Below are 17,423 nucleotides of genomic sequence, written 5' to 3'. Positions count from 1 at the left end.
GTTTAGGTCTGTATCTTAGCGCATGCCGTTATCCCAAATCGCTGGACGCTTTTGGGCGACATGGACCGATCACTGCTCGCTGTTGCTCGCCACCGGCGCCACCAACGAGGTGATGCGGCGGATGGCGACACGCCGGTTCTCCCGGTTCGGGCCGGGCGTGTTCACCTTGAGATATTCCTCGCCATAGCCCTGGGTGGTCAGGTTCTCGGCCGGTATGCCGAAGGCATTGGTCAACGCCTCGGCAACCGCCTCGGCGCGACGGTCCGACAGAGCGAGATTAGCCTCCGGCGTGCCGACGGCGTCGGTGTGCCCTTCGATCAGGAAGGTCTCTGCCGGGTTCTTCTTGAGCAGTTTTTCCATGGCGTTGGCGACGCCATCGAGCTTTTGCACCTCGGTGTCGGAGATCGTTGCCGAGCCGAAGTCGAAGTTCAGCGTGTCCAGATCGATACGCCGGGCGATGTCGCGCACACGGGCCGACCGCTTCACCTCGTCTATCGAGTAGAGACGCTGCACCCTTTCCACAGGCGGCTGCTCGAGGAAGGTGTAGTAGTCGTCGTCGCTTTCGACGTCCTCGGAATTCAAGATGTAGTCGCGCCGCGGGATGGTGAGCCGCATCGGCGGCAGGTCGTCGCCGGGATCGCGCCAGTCGCCGCCATCCTGGTACTGCCGCTCGTCGACATAGCTGAGGATATATACTTGGCCATCCGGCATGATGCGTGAGCGCTGGATGACATCGCCGTAGCGGTTGCGGATGGTGACGACGCGGACGCCGTTGCCGCGCTCGACCGTCTCGCGGGTGCGGCCGCCCGACAAATCCTCGTAGTAGACATCCTTGGCGCCGCGGGTGATGCGAGGCGCCTCGTTGCTCTCCACGAACGTCTGGTTGTTGAACTGCAGGATCACGCGGTCGCCGAACTGCTTCACGACATCCGCGCCCTGCGGGCGACGGCGTTCACGAACGACCTGCTCCGGCGTCATGTCGATCCGCTTGCCCTTCTCCTGGTCCACCGGAATGATCTTCTCGGGCTTGATCGCCTGCTGCGCCGCCTTGTCGTCAGTTGGCGGCGGGCCCTGATCGATCGGAGCCGGCTTCGGCGTCTCTGCGCCACCCTGCTGCTGTCCGGCCTGATTGGCGCCTTGACCATTGCCAGCCTGGCCATTTTCGTTCTGGGCCCCGCCGTTCTGGCCGCCGCGACGTTTGCGGAACGTATCTTTCTGGCTGTCCAGAACAGGTGCCTCGTTCGGGTTGGCGGTTTCGCCCTGTGCGGCATTGCCGCCATTGGCAGGTTGGTTGTTGTTCGCCGGCTGATTGCCGGTGACCGGTTGCTGCTCGCCGGCCGCAGGCTTCTCGCCGTTTGCCGGCTGTTCGGAAACCGGTTTCTTGTCGCGCTTCTTCTTGTCCTGGGTCTGTTGGCCCTCAGTCGGCTGCTCGCCATTTTGCAGCGGCTGGACTTGCGGCACGGATTCGCCCGCCGGCACCAGCTTCTTGGCCGGCTCGTTGGTCTGTGTCTGCTCGGCCGGGGCGGTCTCGCCCTGCTGGTTCTGCTTGTGCTTCTTCTTTAACTGGTTGCCGCCCTGCTGGTTGTCATTGGCAGGAGCGGACTGTTCCGTCGGCACAGCCGGCTCGCCGGCCTGCCCGGCGGGTTCGCTCTGCTGCTGATCGTGCTTACGCTTCTTGCGGCCTTGGTTGCCTTGCTGCTGGTCACCCTGTTGCTGGTCGTTTGCGGCAGGTGCGACCTGCTTCGCGGGCTGTTCAGCCGGCGCTGCCTCGATCTGCTGCTGTTGATCGCGCTTCTTGCGCGGTTTGATGGGCTGCTCGTTGGTCACTGGCTGGCCGCCCTGGTCGGCGGGCGCTGCCTCGATCTGCTGCTGTTGATCGCGCTTCTTGCGCGGCTTGATGGGCTGCTCGTTGATCACCGGCTGGCCGCCCTGGTCGGCGGGCGCTGCCTCGATCTGCTGCTGCTGGTCACGCTTCTTGCGCGGCTTGACCTGCTGATCGGCCGGGGCAGCTTCCCCCGACTGGCCATTATCCATCTGCTGCTGCTCTTGCCGCTTCTTGCGGGGCTTCTGCTCGCTCTCGGCAGGCGCGGCTTGTTCGGTTGCCGGCGCCGATTCGCTTTGCTGCTGCTGGTCGCGCTTCTTTTTGCGCGGCTGTTCGCCCCCCTGTTGGCCACCTTGGGCGCATTCCTCGGCCGACTGGCCTTCGGCGCAGGCGGCTTGAGCCAGGACGATCGGTGCTCCGTGCAGGCTGCCGAAAGCAACACTTGGCTGCAGCGGGTACGCGCCCAACGGCGCGGATGCCATGAGCAGGCCGATTGCCGTGCCCGCCAAGATCCGTGGTTGGCGTTTCATATCAATTTTCTCCTAGTGGGGTCCCATCCCTGCCCAAACTTTCGTCGACCGCAATTTGTTCCATCAGGCATTGGCGGCAACCAAGGATGCCTGGCTGGCGTTTTGAAGGCAATTTCGTGGTTTTCTAATGTTGATACCGAGCCACCGCGACAGCAGCGCTTGACCAGAAGGCCCCGGAGGGCCAAATCCACCGGGATGACTGCTCCCTTCTGGAAAACCAAGACGCTTGAGGCGATGACCCCATCCGAGTGGGAATCGCTTTGCGACGGCTGCGGCAAATGCTGCCTGTCGAAGCTCGAGGACGAGGATACGGGCGATATTTTCTGGACGAGCGTCGGATGCCGCCTGTTCGACGCTGAACACTGCCGCTGCTCCGACTATGCCAACCGCCTCGAGCGGGTGCCCGATTGCGTCGGGCTGACGCCGCAGAACGTGCGCACCATCACCTGGCTGCCAAAGACCTGCGCCTACCGGCTGATCGCCGAGGGCCGCGATCTTTATTGGTGGCACCGACTTGTTTCGGGAAGCGCGGAGACGGTGCATGAGGCCGGCATATCAATCCGGGGCCGGGTGAAGGCCAAGGAAACCGACCTCGCCGAGCCGGACGACTATTTTGATTATATACTTGACGAGGAACCGTAAGAGGTTCGCAACGCAGATTGATGACGAACGCTGAAGCGTCCGCCTTTAAGGACGAACCGTGACGGTTCGCCTTTATGCACTGCGGGCGGCGAACCCTGGCGGTCTCGCGCTTAAGCCCTGAGGGCCACGAACCCTGGCGGGTTCGCGCTTGGGGGGCGCCTTGGCGGTGGCGACGAACCCTGGCGGGTTCGCGCTTGGGGGGCGCCTTGGCGGTGGCGACGAACCCTGGCGGGTTCGCGCTTGGGTGGCGCTTTGCGGTTGCGACGAACCCTGGCGGGTTCGCGCCTATATGAACCGGACATGAACGGCCAGTTCGCGGAAAATTCAGGCTCGAACGGGCATTCTCCAGTCATCGGTTCTACGGGCGAAAGCCCACAGCAAGGAGAGAAGACCATGTTCAACGCGATCAAGACGGCAGCCCTTTCGGCTCTTGTCGGGCTCGGCACGCTTGCCGCGATTCCGGCGCATGCCGACAGCCTCTATCTCGGTTTCGGCAACAACCATGATCCGCGCTTTGGCGTCTACACGGGCGACGATGACGGCTACTACCGCCGCGACTGGCGCCGTGATCGCGATTGGCGGGGTTGCTCGCCGGAGCGCGCCCTCGACAAGGCCGAGCGCATGGGCCTGAATCGCGCCCGCATCGTCGACATGAGCCGCCGCACCGTGAAGGTGGTCGGCCGCCAATATGGCGATCGCGTCGTGGTGGTGTTCGCCAACGAGCGCGGCTGCCCGATCATCTATCGCTGAGACAGGAGCTGAAAGGACGATCCTTTGCGAGGACAGGCTATAAGTAGCTGAGCCCCTTGAACCATCCGAAGCGCGCGGCACGAAAAAACCCCGGAGGACTTGTCCCTCCGGGGTTTTTGTTGCTGGTCCGGCTATCGACCGGGTGTCACTTCAGCTCGAAGGTAACCGTGACCTGGACGTTGTAGGAATTCTCGCCGGCCTGGACAGGCACGGCCGAACGGGCATCAAACGACTTGGCGGCCATCGGCATTGGCACCGGTGCAATATTCTGGTCGGTGATCTCGAGCACCTTTCCCAGGCTGACGCCGGCTGCTTCGGCGAGCGTCTTTGCCTTGGCCAACGCGTCGGCGACCGCTTTCTTGCGCGCTTCGGTAATCGTCGCCTTCGGATCGTCATTGGTGAAGGCGATCGCGCCACCCTGGTTGACGCCGAGCGAAACCGCCTTGTCGAGGATCTCGCCGGTCTTCTCGATATCGCGCACGCGCACTGACAGCGTGTTGGTCACCTGGTAGGCAACGAGCTCGGCTTCCTGGCTGCCGTCGGCCTTGTTGGTGTAGTTGTAGCGCGGATTGATCTGGATACCCGCGGTCTGCAGGTCGCGCTCGGCGACGCCGGCAGATTTCATCGCCGCGATCACCGCCGCCATGGCATCGTTGTTGGCATCGAGCGCTTCGCGCGCGCTCTTGGCCTCGCGCATGACACTAAGCGAAAGGATAGCCATGTCGGGCGCCACGGTCGCTTCGCCTTCGCCGGATACGATGATGCGGGGCGGGGGCTGGGTGTCGGCGGCGCTTGCCAGCGCCGGGAACGCGACCGAGGCCGCGAGCGCGATGGGCAAAAGATGTCTGGTCATGAAAACTCCCTCGAAGTCTGCGGTCCGCGGGACCCGTGCCGCATCTCACTCGACCCCGCGAAGGTGACGATTCCCTGCGATGCTGCGCATGGGCTTGGACCTGTTCACGCGCCTTGTGGGCGCATGCCGCTCTACGCACCGAATATGGGCTGATTTTGACGGTCCCCGCCAGCGCTTTCGAAAGTCTTGTGCGAGCGAGCGAAAAACACTAAGCCAGCGTGCGTGGGGCCTGTAGCTCAATGGTTAGAGCCGGCGGCTCATAACCGCTTGGTTGGGGGTTCGAGTCCCTCCGGGCCCACCATAACCATTGATTTAACTGTAAAATTTGCGACTCGGCCCAGAACGTTTAGGGGGCCATTGTGGGCCCCATTGTTACGCGGCTGTCGCCGTTTTTGTCATGAACAGCTCAGCGACTCGAATGCAGCCAATGCGAGCCCTGACGACCGATGAGCCAGAACATCGCTGTTCCGGATGCGTTTGGCATTTCCAACCTGTTGTGACTGTTGGGCATGGAGGGCGCCGGCGTGAAGTTGGAAACTGTGCTGCCAAATGGCGGGGAGGCAAGGTAGGATTAAGTGACGGGTTTCAATTGTGCATGCCTATTACGACGAAGCGCTTCTCCACGTCTTCCGACCGTTGACGATCAGATGATCTCCATTGTGAATTTAGCTGGCGGCCGTGCCAACCTCGATAGCGCGCGAGTGGGCGGCGAGGGACGGAGCCCGCGCCGCCAACGAGAAGGTCCCCCTACTGACGCGCCAGGGCCACGCGGACAGCATCTTCCGCCGACACCAGATGATCCGAATTGGCCGGATCGTCCGCGATCGAGAGCAGGACGCCCTTGATCGTGCCATTGAAGCGATTATCGCCTGGCTTGTATTCGAACAAACCGCCGCGCCGCTGTCTTCGCCGACGTCACAACCATCATCAGCGGAGAAGACGATCGCCAACGTGGCTCCGATATCTCCTTCGCCGGCCTTCTGGCCGTCGACGAAAAGCGTCGTCTTGCCTCCTTTTCCCAAGCCGCCGCCGGCATAGGCGAACTCCATGCGAACCTGACGCTCGCCGGCCGGGATCGGCTTTTCGGAACTGACGATGAACTGCTTGAAGCCGCCCCAGTTGTAGCAATATTTCAGCTTGCCGTCCTTAGCGAACAAGCTCCATCCACCAATGTTGGCGCCCTGTGAGATGATGACCCCTTCAGCTCCTTTCTCCGGGACGACTATATCGGCAGTAACGGTGTGTGATTTGTTTTTAAGATTGAGAACGCAATTTTCGGATAATCTCCCCATCCCACTGAAGAGCAATTGGTGGTTACCCTTGATCAATACCGGACGTCCCGCTGTGTCCGGGTTCATTTTTTCCATCATTCTGTCGTCCAGCGGCAGCACTTTGTACCGTGTCGCCTCGATCAGCCAGAGGCGCTGTAGCTCATGCAGCTTTTGCGGGTTCTGCTTGGAGAGATCCTCGATTGACTCCAGTCCTTGCTGGTATCGTAGAGTTCCCAGACATCGTCATCGAAGGCAGGAAGCTGCGCGTTCAGCGAACCCCACGGTGTCTTGTGATGCGTTACAGCGGACCAGCCCTTGTGATAGATGCCGCGGTTGCCGAACATTTCGAAATACTGCGTCTCGTGCCGCTCGGCGGCCTTTGCATCGTCAAAGGAGTACAGCATGCTGGTACCCTCGATCGCATCCTGCTGGATGCCGTCGACCGATGTCGGTTCAGGGATGCCAGCAGCTTCGAGGATTGTCGGCGCCACGTCGATGACATGACTGAATTGAGACCTGATTTCGCCCTTGGCCTTGATTCCCTTCGGCCAGGAAACGATCGTGCCGTTGCGCGTTCCGCCCCAGTGCGAGGCGACCTGCTTGGTCCATTGGTAGGGGGTATTCATCGCATGGGCCCAGCCCACGGCATAATGATTGTAGGAGTCAGGGCCGCCGAGCTTGTCGAGTCGGCCCGATAGATATTCCGGCGTCTCGAATGACTGCAAGCCATTGAAATAGCTCATCTCGTTGAAGCAGCCGTTGATCGAGCCCTCCGCCGAGGCGCCATTGTCGCCGATAATGTAGTAGATGAGCGTGTCTTCGAAGATGCCCAGCTTTTTCAAACCGTCCAGCATGCGGCCGACATGGTGGTCGGTGAATTCCATGAACCCTGCGTAGACCTCTGCTTCGCGACGAAGAAACGGCTTGAAATCTTCAGGCATCTCGTCCCACGCCGGTATCTCGGCGTGGCGCGGCGTGAGCGGGCAATCAGCCGGAACGACTCCCAGCTTCTTCTGGCGGGCAAGAGTTTCCTCGCGGAGCTTGTCCCAACCCTGATCGAACTTGCCTTTGTACTTGTCGGCCCACTCCTTCGGCACATGGTGGGGGGCATGAGTCGCCCCAGGAGCGAAATAGACGAAGAACGGCTTATCGGGCGCGAGCGCCTTCTGTTGGGAAATCCAGTTCATGGCCTTGCTGGTCATGTCTTCCACAAGGTGATAGCCCTCTTCGGGAGTCTTGTCGGGCTCAACCGGCCTGGTGCCTTCATAGAGCGACGGATACCATTGGCTCGCCTCGCCTCCGATGAAGCCGTAGAAGTATTCGAACCCCCCACCGCCAGTGGGCCATGCATCAAAGGGACCGACCGGACTCGTCTGCCAGACCGGCACCTCATGGCATTTGCCAAACTGCGCCGTGCTGTAGCCGTTGAGTTTGAGCGTCTTGGCCAATGGCGACATGGAGTTGGGAAGGATCGAGCAGTAGCCTGGAGCGCCGGTGGCGATCTCTGTGATCCCGCCCATGCCGGCAGAATGGTGGTTGCGGCCAGTCAAGAGCGCCTGGCGTGTCGGCGAGCACAGCGCCGTCGTGTGGAAGCGGTTATACTTCAGCCCAGCCGCAGCCAATTTTTCGGCCGTCGGCGTGTGACAGGGACCTCCGAATGCGCTGGACGAGCCGAATCCCGCATCATCGATCAGAATGATCAATACGTTGGGCGCACCCTTCGGAGGACGCAGTTGCTGGATGGGAGGCAACTTGGTGTCAGGATCCTTTGCGTCATATGTGATCAGGCCTGGCCGCGAAGTGTTCCGCATCGGCAGGTCGAAGCGGTTTTTCTTGTCGATCTCAGTCATATCCCTGTCTCCATTTGACGACGGAAGGTCTATCTTTCCAACTTGGGCCGACGCGCTCCTGGGCAGCCGCCTTGCTGCTTGCCTAGACCGTTTTGGCAGCGGGAGTTTGGAACTCGCTGACCAAGATCCGACAGGCGTCTGTGAGGAGGTTTATGGCAGGCTTGGTGGTAGCGCGCGTAGCATCACGTATGCTCTGGCGTCAGTACGGTCTCGGTCGGATCTGGCCGGCGCTCGCCGGGGCGAGGGGATCGCTGGGAGGTTCAGGGCCGGCGGCGGCAATCGGCGATGGCGCAAATGCGTTAATAAGTGCCAGGGTAACAATTACACGCGCGAGCCACTGGCTTAAGGGCGCCACCGCAACAATAGGCACGAGCGCGGCAATGCCTTCGAAGTCTCGTAGAGTTAGTTCGGTCCCGACGACAGCCATTTGAAGATAAGGCCGGCGGGCACGACAGCTTTAATCAGCGATGACATCGTGCGCCATCCAATTCGAGTTTGTGCGCGCTGGCCTGCTGCCGGTTTCGTGGACACCGAGATAAGGTGTTTGACGGAACTGGAGAGTGGGAATGCAAAGAAGGAAGTTCAGCCGCGAGTTCAAGCTTGAGGCGGTGAGATTGATCAAGGATCGGGGCGTTGCGGTGGCCCAGGCTGCCCGCGACCTCGATGTCCACGAGAACGTGCTGCGCAAATGGGTGCGCGATCTGTCGACGGATCCGCAGCATGCGTTTCCCGGCCACGGGCAGATGAAGCCGGAGCAGCTCGAGATTGACCGGCTGCGCAAGGAAGTGGCGAAGCTGAAGGCGGAGCGCGACATCCTAAAAAAGGCCGCAGCCTACTTCGCGAGGGAAGTGACATGAGGTTCGCTTTCATCGCGAGGCACCGGAACATCTGGCCGGTGGCATGGCTGTGCGACGCGCTGGATGTCTCCCGTTCGGGCTTCCATGCCTGGCTTAATCGCAGTCCCAGTTCCCGCTCCCGGCACGATGAAGTGTTGGTGACGGCGATCGACCGGAGCTTCAAGAGCAGCGACCGAACCTATGGCGCTAGACGCGTCTGGCATGACGTGCTGGCCGAGGGTCTCTCCTGTGGCTTGCATCGCGTCGAGAGGCTCATGCGGGTGAACGGTCTGCGGGCCCGGCCTCGGCGCCGCGGACTGCCGAAGGACATGGGCGAGCGAGCGGCAGTGTCGGACAATCTCCTTGACCGCGCCTTCGAGGCATTGGCCCCGAACCAGAAGTGGATCGCCGACTTCACCTACATCTGGACCGCTGAAGGGTGGCTTTACGTTGCCGCCGTCGTCGACCTGTTCTCCAGGCGCGTCGTCGGCTGGGCGATGAAGGCGGAGATGACGGCGCAACTCGTCACCGACGCCCTGATCATGGCGATCTGGCGCAGAGGCAGGCCGGACAGCCTGCTACACCACAGCGACCAGGGCAGCCAATACACCAGCGAGCAGTTCCAGCGCCTGATGGCCGACCACGGCATCACCTGCTCGATGAGCCGTTCGGGCAACGTCTGGGACAATGCAGCAATGGAGAGCTTCTTCTCGTCGCTGAAAACCGAGCGGACAGCCCGCAAGGTCTACAGGACGAGAGATGACGCCAGGGCGGACGTGTTCGATTACATCGAGCGCTTCTACAACCCTCGGCGAAGGCACTCGACGTTGGGCTATATGAGCCCTGTCGAGTTCGAGGAGCAAGCTATGTTAGCTTAATCTGGTGTCCGAAAAACCGGCAGCAGGCCACGCTTGCAATCCAGATTGCAAGTGGCGCCGGTCGGTTTGGCGAGGAGGTGGTAGCCGAGAGTCTCTTGATCCATCTGAGTGGGCCTCTTCTAACGGCGCGAACAGAGCGCAATGCCAAAGTGGCCGCCCATCAGCTCTCGTCCGGAGCTGGGGGGCAAGCCCGATACCATGGCCGCATGGCGAGCAACGTGGCCCAGTTGCCTAGGTGAGACGAAACAGCACGGCCAGGAAGGCAAGCGTCCCGACGGCGATCAGGACGAGCGCGACCGCAACCGCCGAGGATTGCATGCCCTCGTTGGTGGTGCCTGCCAGAGGCAAGAAACTGTCACTCCATAGATAGCGAACGCCCAGCCGGTACTGCCAAAGCGAGACAACAAGCGCGAGAACGCCACAGAAGATAAGCGCCAGCCCGACATACCATGGAGCATCCGAGAAGACCGCGGGCTTGGCCCCGGAGAACTGTTGCAACCTGTCGAAGAACTGCACGATGGTGAAGCCAAAGCCGATCGACGAGATCGCGGTTCGGATGCAAGACATCAGCGTGCGCTCAAGGCTTGCGCGCGTGCGCAGCCAAGCGAAATGGCTGTCCGCCGTGACTTTAACTGCGAACCTGCTCGGCGCGGGATTGCTTCGGGGCATTGCCGTGGTGTTCCTATTCAGGTCCTCTTTAATTGCGACCATAGAGATGAGCCTCTCCGCATGGCATTGATTTGAATCAAAGCGGTGCATCGGCATCTGTCAGCAATCTAGTGTGGTCTTTTGGGGTTTCGATCGGGCGACGCGATGTCGTCATGCCATTCGACGAAGGAGAAAATAATAATGAGAATTTACTCTCCGCAACTGCGTAGTCTTGGCATTAGCTTTGGCAACTTTTGTCCAAGTTGATCCGTTTTCTTTCGTGACCGGGCGATCGGTGTCATCCGAGGCGCTGGCGGTGGTACGCCGGCCGGTTGCACGCAGAGGCGCTGCGGGCGTCGTACGGCGAACTACAAGGCGAACAATCCGCAGAACGAATGTTTACGTGAGAACACTTCCCGCCGGTTGCGCCAAGGTTACCGTAAACGGAACCATTGTCTGGCACTGCGGCGCAACCTATTACCAGAGAACCGGCAGTCAATACGTGGTTGTCCACGTCAACTAATGCGACCGCGACGCGGATGACTCTCATAGCGCACGGCAGAGCGGCAGCCCGGGATAGGCGATCGTTGCGATCACCCATCGCGTGGCGGCCCTATATCTCGGTAACGAACTTGGTCCGCAGATAGGCTTCGATCCCGGACTCCTACCCGTAGCCGGACTCGTTCACGTGACAGGGGCTTCCGGCGTGGATACCTTCACCGGCAAGGTCGTAGCCGAACTGACGGTAGGATTGCCGACGACGGTCGATCTGTCGCCATTCAGGGCCGACAGGTTCCAGGTCCCCGGGCAGATTTCTCGCTTGCGACGCGGATATGCCGCTTCACGCCTGTCCATCGGATAACGGATTGGAGTAGCTGGAGACAGCTGCAGGGAAACGACGCTTCATGACATCAGCCAACATTCTCGTCTGCGACTTTGTCGGCCTCCGGTTTGGGGCCGACGGCAATCCCGACCACAGCGAGGTCAAGGCTTACGTCCAGGCCAAGGGCGGCGCGTTTCACCAAATGGGTATCAGTGGGGCCGGCCGCCTCGATCCCGACAAGCTGCACTTCTTCTACCTGCCGCTATTGAGCACGCGGGAGGAGTTGCTGGCCGAGGCCGGCGACGGCCGTTACGACGCCGTCATCGCCGCCGCGACCTTCATTCCGGCCGAGACCAGGTTTCGCCTTGGCGGCGTGCGCATCGGCGCAGGCACCGGCAACATGGGTTCGGCGTCATGGGGAGGCGGCAGCGGCGAAGGCGGGGAGGCGCCCCTGATGAACACGCCTGGCATCAACAGCCGCGCCACCGCGCAGATGGCCATGAAGGCGCTGCTAAGGGTCAGGCCCGACCTGCCAGTGGACAAGCTCAACGCCCTGGTCGCCGGCGAGCAGTTCGATACCGGAAAGGATCTGCGGCATTATCCGACCGAGAAGCTCGAAGGCAAAAGACTGGCTGTGATCGGCTACGGCAACATCGGCCGGGAGTTCGCCAGGCTTGGCCAGGCTTTCGGAATGCGCGTCGTGGTCTATGCCCGTCCGCGGCATCAAAAATGGATCGAACTGGAAGGCTTCGATTACGCGGCAAGCATGGCAGACGCCGCGCGTGGCGCCGATGTGCTTTCGGTCCACCTTGGCCTGGGGGCTTTCGATGCAGGTCGGCAGCGATACGCCAATGCCGGTCTGATCGGCGACGACGTGCTTTCGGCGCTCAACCACGGCGCCGTGCTCATCAACTACGACCGCGGGGAACTGGTCGATGTGGCCGCGCTGGAGCGTGCGCTGGCCTCGGGCCGGATCTCTCACGCGGCGATCGACGCCGATCTGTTTACCGGCGACGGGACGCTGTCGGGTCCAATGCTGCCTTATCTCGGGCTTGTCGAACGACACGGCCAGCGCCTGGAGCTTCTGCCTCACGCCGCTGCCGACACGGATCATCCTTCCCGCGTCGCGGGCGCCAAACAGGCGGTCGATCAGATGTTCGCGGCCATCACCGAGCGTCGGATATACAATCTGAAAGGATCGCTGCCCCCCGGCTTTGTCGATATGGGAGCAAGGGTCTCGCCCGGCATCGGGGGCATCAGCCCGCGGCATCTTGCGGCGCTGGCCGAAGATCAGGCCGCCGCGGCCGATCTGGCCCGGTCGGCCGCTCTCGTTTCCGCGTTCTGGGAGCGCGTCCTGGCTGCATCCGAGCAAGAACGACCGGCTCTGCTCCTTTCGGAAGGCGCGGTCTTCGCAGAGGCGGCAAACCGGCTCTCCACCTTGCTACGCAAGCATCATCTCTCCGGGCCGTTCACTTCCAAATAGTCGTCCCGTCCAACCTGCCGAAATGACGGCCTCCGGACCCACAATTCAGTCCGCTGGTCCTTTGCGGCTCTTGGATCGGCCCATGATAGAGCCGACATTTCCGCAGGAAATCGGCGCCTTCGTTGCAAGGGCGGAGACGCCGCCTTCCGGGTCCAGAATGCTCCGGTTTCGGGTCTCATCAGCAACCGATCAAGAGACTTGGAGCGCTTGGCTGGCCGATACGCGCCAACGGTGGTCAGCAGCGGCTCTGTCGACTATATAGGCGTTTTCCAGCCTGACCGTCGTTCCGTGATCCCTGCCGCCCGCCTGCAAGCCACAATCGAACTCATGCATGAAGTCGATAGTGTTCCGCGTCCCGCGGACGCTGTCGTCTCGGCCTGGTTTCGCGCCCGGCGCTATATCGGCGACAAGGACCGCGGTCGGATCATGGAACTGCTTTATGCGGTTCTCCGACACCATGCACGGCTTGGCTGGTGGCTGGCCAGGCACGGGCGCGAGGATGTGCCCCGCAACCGGCTGCTTGCGTGGCTTTCGCTGAAGGAGGGCAGAACGCCCGATCAGATCGAACGCCTGTTCAACGGCGCGAAATTCGCGCCTGCCATGCTGACGGATCACGAGCACGCGCTGCTGGTCAAATTGCGGGGATGCACGATCGACCATCCCGGCATGCCGGAAGAAGTGAGCCTCGAATGTCCCTCCTGGGCGGTGGGTCCCATGCGGCGCCGTTTCAAGGAAGCGTTCAGGCAAGAGATGGCCGCGCTTCTGACGCCGGCGCCGCTCGACCTGCGCGTCAATCCGATCAAGTCGACGCGTGAGGCCATGCTTGGCGCGTTGAAGGATCTTGGCTTGCAGGCGCGGCCCTCAGCCTTGGCCCCGTACGGCATTCGGTTGGATGAACGCCCCTCGCTGGCCAGCCTGCCGATGCTCAGAAGCGGCGAGGTCGACATCCAGGACGAGGGCTCGCAGCTCGTCGCCATGCTGGTCGATGCCCGGCCGGGCGAGCGCGTGGTCGATTTCTGCGCCGGAGCCGGCGGCAAGACACTGGCCATCGCCGCGCTGATGAACAACAAGGGCCACGTCGTCGCCTGCGATGTCATGGACGGCCGTCTGAAGCGCAGTGCCGAGCGCTTCCGGCGGGCGGGGCTGCACAATATCGAGACCAGGCTTCTGGCCAGCGAAACAGATCGCTGGGTCAAGCGCCACAAGGGTGGTTTCGATCGCGTGCTGGTCGACGCGCCATGCAGCGGCACCGGCACCTGGCGACGCAATCCCGATGCACGCTGGCGCGCGCCGGAGGAACAGGGTCTGGACAAGCTCGTGTCGTTGCAAGCCCGGATTCTGGCGAGCGCGGCACGTCTGGTGAAGCCCGGCGGGCGGCTTGTCTACGCAACGTGCTCCATGCTGCCCGAGGAGAATGAAGAGCAGGTGGCCGCTTTCCTGGCGGCGCATCCCGCCTTTCGTGCCGTGCCGCTGCGCGAGGCCGCGCCGCGGCTGACGAATTCAGCTCATTCGGACTATCTGTCGCTGACGCCCGCGCGCCATGATACGGACGGCTTCTTTGCCGCGGTCATGCAGCGGGACACTTCGCCTCAACCAGGCGCGGGCTAACGAAGGGCAAAGCGGAATAGGCCGGTCTGACCTCGAGTGACGCAATTGCAGGCGGCAAACCGCTAGGCGCCTTTCCTGGAATTGCTCTGTCGGCTCACTTCTTCGGAAAGGGCACGCCCTTGGTGGTGAATCGCTGCCCCCTGCCGATCGGCCGCACGGGGCGCTTGGTGCCGGCGGCCTTGCCGGTGCCGGGAGGCTGGTGGGCGGGCACGAGCTGGTCGGGGCGAGGGCCGATGAGGTCGGCGCGACCCATCTCCTTCAAGGCATCGCGCAGCAGCGGCCAATTGTCGGGGTCGTGGTAGCGCAGGAATGCCTTGTGCAGGCGGCGCTGCCGTCCGCCGCGAACGGTCTCGACCTTGTCGGTCGCGCCGCGCCGCACGCCCTTCAGCGTGTTGACGCCGGTGTGGTACATGGCCGTCGCCGTGGCCATGGGCGAAGGCAGGAAGGTCTGCACCTGGTCGGCCCGGTACCGGTTCTTCTTCAGCCAGAGCGCCAGGTTGAGCATGTCCTCGTCGGTCGTGCCGGGATGGGCGGCGATGAAGTACGGAATAAGATAGTATTTCTTGCCGGCTTCCTTGGCCGCCGCGTCGAACATCTCCTTGAAGCGGTCATAGGTGCCGATGCCGGGCTTCATCATCTTGTCGAGTGGCCCGCGCTCGGTGTGCTCGGGCGCGATTTTGAGGTAGCCGCCGACGTGGTGGGTCACCAGTTCCTTGACATATTCGGGGCTCTTGACGGCCAGGTCGTAGCGCACGCCGGAGGCGACCATGACCTTCTTGACCCCCTTGACCTCGCGGACCTTGCGGTAAAGCCGGATCAGGTCATCATGCGAGGTGTTGAGGTTGGGGCAGATGTCGGGAAACACGCAGGACGGCAGGCGGCAGGCCGCCTCGATCTTGGGGTCCTTGCAGGCCATCCGGTACATATTGGCGGTCGGGCCGCCGATGTCGGAGATCACTCCGGTAAAGCCCGGGGTCTTGTCGCGGATCTTCTCGATCTCGCGCAGGATAGAGCCCTCGGACCGGTTCTGGATGATGCGACCTTCGTGCTCGGTGATCGAGCAGAACGTGCAACCGCCGAAGCACCCGCGCATCACCGTCACCGAAAACTTGATCATGTCCCAGGCGGGGATCTTGGCATCGCCATAGGACGGGTGCGGGGCGCGCGCGTAGGGCAGGTCGTAAACAGCGTCCATTTCTTCGGAGGTCAGCGGGATGGGCGGCGGATTGAGCCACAGGTCGCGGTCGCCGTGGCGCTGCACCAGCGGGCGGGCGTTGCCGGGGTTAGCCTCGCGGTGCAGTACGCGTGAGGCGCGGGCATAGGCATCGCGATCGTCCTCGACCTGTTCGAAAGATGGCAGCCTGATCACGGTGTCGCCGGGCTTGCGGCTGGCGCCTTCGTCGGCAGAATCGAGGTCATCGGCATGCAGTTCCGTGAAGTGCTCGGGCACGCGGCGGAACAGGGCGACGCCCCTGATTGACTCGAGTTGGCGCGGCGTCTCGCCGGAGGCAAGCCGGTTCGCCACCTCGACGACGGCGCGCTCGGCGTTGCCGTAGATCAAGAGATCCGCCTTGGCATCGGCCAGAATCGAGCGGCGCACCTTGTCGGACCAGTAGTCGTAATGGGCGATGCGGCGTAGCGAGGCTTCGATGCCGCCCAGCACGATCGGCACATCCTTGTAGGCCTCGCGACAGCGCTGCGTATAGACGATCGTGCAGCGGTCCGGCCGCTTGCCGCCTTCGCCGCCCGCCGTATAGGCGTCGTCATGGCGCAGCTTGCGGTCCGAAGTATAGCGGTTGACCATGGAATCGAGGTTGCCGCCGGTGACGCCGAAAAACAGCCTCGGCCTGCCCAGCACCTTGAACGGATCCGCCGACTGCCAGTCGGGCTGCGAGATGATGCCGACCCTGAAACCCTGGGATTCGAGCAGGCGGCCGATGATGGCCATGCCGAAGCTCGGATGATCCACATAGGCATCGCCCGTGACCAGCACGATGTCGCACTCATCCCAACCAAGCGCCGTCATCTCGACGCGGCTCATCGGCAGGAATGGCGCCGCCCGCCCGGCATGAGGCCCGCGGCCGGACAGCGGAGTGATTTGTTTTTGCGCGCTGGCTAAGGTTTCCATCGGTCCGACGTATAGGACGCCGCCAAAGCGAATTCAATTAAAGTCCGCAGACATGGCGTGCATTCCATCTCGACCTCTTCAATCCAGCAAGCGAGGCCCGCCGACGAGTAGGGGCCGCTGCTTCGGTTTCGGCGAAGCAAAAGACAGAAAAAGACTTCTTTTGACGATCAGGCGCGGATGCTCTTTTGCGGGACCTAGAACACGCTAGGTCCGCCCGGGAGGCGACGCATAACAAGAGAGCGGCTGCGAAACACCGCAGGCTTAGGCCACCTGAAGGGGCCGATGCCGCAACAGCCATGGGGAACCACGATAATGAAGACATTCCGAAATTGCCTGCTGACCGCGGTCAGCGCAGGCCTGCTGGGCTTGGGGCTTGCAGCTCCCGCCGACGCCGGCGCCATTCGCCTCGGCATGACCACCTGGGTGGGGTACGGGCCGCTGTTCCTTGCCCGCGACCTCGGCTACTTCAAGGAAGCCGGTGTCGACGTCGAGCTGAAAGTCATCGAAGAATCAGCGCTTTACATGGCGGCCGTGGCCGGCGGTGACCTCGACGGCGCCGCCTCCACAGTCGACGAACTGATGAAGTACCGCTCGGACGAGCTCTGTTTCAAATATGTCGTGGCGCTCGATGACAGCCACGGTGGTGACGGCGTCGTCACGCAGGCCGATGTCAAATCGCTCAAGGATCTGAAGGGCCAGCCTGTCGCTCTGAACGAGGGCTCCGTTTCCGAATTCTGGTTCAACGTCCTCCTGAAGAAGGAAGGCATGACCGAGGACGATGTCAGCGTCACCAACATGACAGCCGACGACGCCGCGACGGCCTTCATCGCCGGCCAGGTTCCCGCCGCCGTGACCTGGGAGCCGCATCTCACCGAGGTCCGCAAGGGCGGGAAGGGCAAGGTGCTGATCGATTCCACGACCACTCCTGGCCTGATCGTCGACGTCATCGCGCTCAAGTGCGACCTGATCGAGAAGCATCCCGAGGATGTGAAGGCTCTGATCAAGGGCTATTACAAGGCGGTCGAATACATCAAGACCAATCCGGACAAGGCCTATGAGATCATGGCCAAGGGCATTGGCGGCTATCTCGAGAAGCCCGAGGATTTCGCGGCCGGCGCCAAGGGCGTCCGCTACTACGACCGCGCCCGCAACCTGGAATTCTTCGGCACGCCGGAAAAGAGCGAGGCGTCCGACCTGGTGAACTTCGCCCAGGACATCTGGGGCAAGGCCGGCAAGCTCAAGATGACGATCGACGCGAAGACCATTCTCGATACCGATTTCATCAAGGAACAGTGAGCCTT

Annotated in this window: 12 protein-coding genes and 1 tRNA gene; 7 read left to right on the top strand and 6 right to left on the bottom strand. The window is 62.2% G+C overall.

Annotation, left to right across the window (positions count from 1 at the left end; genetic code table 11):
• Positions 1 to 69: 69 nt before the first annotated feature.
• Positions 70 to 1,617, bottom strand: a complete 1,548-nt coding sequence (locus tag ACR64R_RS14210; RefSeq protein ID WP_487362236.1) for an OmpA family protein — start codon at positions 1,615 to 1,617, stop codon at positions 70 to 72.
• Between the two features lie 930 nt (positions 1,618 to 2,547).
• Between ACR64R_RS14210 and ACR64R_RS14205 the strand changes: the two genes are divergently transcribed.
• Together ACR64R_RS14205 and ACR64R_RS14200 are read left to right on the top strand one after the other, a co-directional pair.
• The gene (locus ACR64R_RS14205) at positions 2,548 to 2,994 is read left to right on the top strand and encodes a YcgN family cysteine cluster protein (RefSeq protein ID WP_487362441.1); all 447 of its coding nucleotides are present in this window, start codon (positions 2,548 to 2,550) and stop codon (positions 2,992 to 2,994) included.
• A gap of 393 nt (positions 2,995 to 3,387) precedes the next feature.
• The gene (locus tag ACR64R_RS14200; RefSeq protein ID WP_487362235.1) at positions 3,388 to 3,744 is read left to right on the top strand and encodes a hypothetical protein; all 357 of its coding nucleotides are present in this window, start codon (positions 3,388 to 3,390) and stop codon (positions 3,742 to 3,744) included.
• A gap of 145 nt (positions 3,745 to 3,889) precedes the next feature.
• On the opposite strand, the gene ACR64R_RS14195 is transcribed toward ACR64R_RS14200, so the two are convergent.
• Positions 3,890 to 4,597, bottom strand: a complete 708-nt coding sequence (locus ACR64R_RS14195) for an SIMPL domain-containing protein (RefSeq protein WP_487362234.1) — start codon at positions 4,595 to 4,597, stop codon at positions 3,890 to 3,892.
• Between the two features lie 225 nt (positions 4,598 to 4,822).
• On the opposite strand from ACR64R_RS14195, the gene ACR64R_RS14190 reads away from it, so the two are divergent.
• Positions 4,823 to 4,898, top strand: a tRNA-Ile gene (locus tag ACR64R_RS14190).
• A 364-nt stretch (positions 4,899 to 5,262) separates the two neighbouring features.
• Here ACR64R_RS14190 and ACR64R_RS14185 read toward each other — a convergent pair.
• Positions 5,263 to 5,988 (bottom strand): hypothetical protein, encoded by a 726-nt coding sequence (locus ACR64R_RS14185; protein WP_487362233.1) that lies wholly within the window; start codon positions 5,986 to 5,988, stop codon positions 5,263 to 5,265.
• A gap of 20 nt (positions 5,989 to 6,008) precedes the next feature.
• A complete protein-coding gene (locus tag ACR64R_RS14180) occupies positions 6,009 to 7,718 on the bottom strand; it encodes an arylsulfatase (protein ID WP_487362232.1) in 1,710 nt (569 codons plus the stop codon).
• Positions 7,719 to 8,284: 566 nt separating this feature from the next.
• Here ACR64R_RS14180 and ACR64R_RS14175 point away from each other — a divergent pair.
• A protein-coding gene (locus ACR64R_RS14175) for an IS3 family transposase (protein ID WP_487357776.1) occupies positions 8,285 to 9,432 on the top strand; the annotation gives its coding sequence in 2 pieces (ribosomal slippage) (positions 8,285 to 8,534 and positions 8,534 to 9,432; 1,149 coding nt in all).
• A gap of 231 nt (positions 9,433 to 9,663) precedes the next feature.
• Here ACR64R_RS14175 and ACR64R_RS14170 read toward each other — a convergent pair.
• Positions 9,664 to 10,197 (bottom strand): YidH family protein, encoded by a 534-nt coding sequence (locus ACR64R_RS14170; RefSeq protein ID WP_487362231.1) that lies wholly within the window; start codon positions 10,195 to 10,197, stop codon positions 9,664 to 9,666.
• Positions 10,198 to 10,985: 788 nt separating this feature from the next.
• Here ACR64R_RS14170 and ACR64R_RS14165 point away from each other — a divergent pair.
• Positions 10,986 to 12,386: an NAD(P)-dependent oxidoreductase gene (locus ACR64R_RS14165; protein ID WP_487362230.1), complete on the top strand. Its 1,401-nt coding sequence runs from the start codon at positions 10,986 to 10,988 to the stop codon at positions 12,384 to 12,386.
• 327 nt (positions 12,387 to 12,713) lie between these two features.
• Positions 12,714 to 13,994, top strand: a complete 1,281-nt coding sequence (locus ACR64R_RS14160) for an RsmB/NOP family class I SAM-dependent RNA methyltransferase (protein ID WP_487362229.1) — start codon at positions 12,714 to 12,716, stop codon at positions 13,992 to 13,994.
• A gap of 94 nt (positions 13,995 to 14,088) precedes the next feature.
• On the opposite strand, the gene ACR64R_RS14155 is transcribed toward ACR64R_RS14160, so the two are convergent.
• The gene (locus ACR64R_RS14155; protein WP_487362228.1) at positions 14,089 to 16,122 is read right to left on the bottom strand and encodes a YgiQ family radical SAM protein; all 2,034 of its coding nucleotides are present in this window, start codon (positions 16,120 to 16,122) and stop codon (positions 14,089 to 14,091) included.
• 312 nt (positions 16,123 to 16,434) lie between these two features.
• On the opposite strand from ACR64R_RS14155, the gene ACR64R_RS14150 reads away from it, so the two are divergent.
• Entirely contained in the window at positions 16,435 to 17,418 is a 984-nt protein-coding gene (locus ACR64R_RS14150) for an ABC transporter substrate-binding protein (protein ID WP_487362227.1), read from the top strand.
• The last annotated feature ends 5 nt before the right edge of the window (positions 17,419 to 17,423 follow it).

The organism is Mesorhizobium sp. MC2-1-1, assembly GCF_057597255.1.
The sequence above is the reverse complement of the archived record's forward strand: the minus strand, read 5'-3'. Positions and strand labels throughout refer to the sequence as shown.

Bases quoted from the DNA above. Each gene is read 5' to 3' on its own strand.
- ACR64R_RS14200 (WP_487362235.1), top strand. From the start codon at position 3,388: ATGTTCAACGCGATCAAGACGGCAGCCCTTTCGGCTCTTGTCGGGCTC.
- ACR64R_RS14160 (WP_487362229.1), top strand. From the start codon at position 12,714: ATGCATGAAGTCGATAGTGTTCCGCGTCCCGCGGACGCTGTCGTCTCG.
- ACR64R_RS14170 (WP_487362231.1), bottom strand. From the start codon at position 10,197: ATGCCGATGCACCGCTTTGATTCAAATCAATGCCATGCGGAGAGGCTC.
- ACR64R_RS14195 (WP_487362234.1), bottom strand. From the start codon at position 4,597: ATGACCAGACATCTTTTGCCCATCGCGCTCGCGGCCTCGGTCGCGTTC.
- ACR64R_RS14180 (WP_487362232.1), bottom strand. From the start codon at position 7,718: ATGACTGAGATCGACAAGAAAAACCGCTTCGACCTGCCGATGCGGAAC.
- ACR64R_RS14150 (WP_487362227.1), top strand. From the start codon at position 16,435: ATGAAGACATTCCGAAATTGCCTGCTGACCGCGGTCAGCGCAGGCCTG.
- ACR64R_RS14155 (WP_487362228.1), bottom strand. From the start codon at position 16,122: ATGGAAACCTTAGCCAGCGCGCAAAAACAAATCACTCCGCTGTCCGGC.
- ACR64R_RS14205 (WP_487362441.1), top strand. From the start codon at position 2,548: ATGACTGCTCCCTTCTGGAAAACCAAGACGCTTGAGGCGATGACCCCA.
- ACR64R_RS14165 (WP_487362230.1), top strand. From the start codon at position 10,986: ATGACATCAGCCAACATTCTCGTCTGCGACTTTGTCGGCCTCCGGTTT.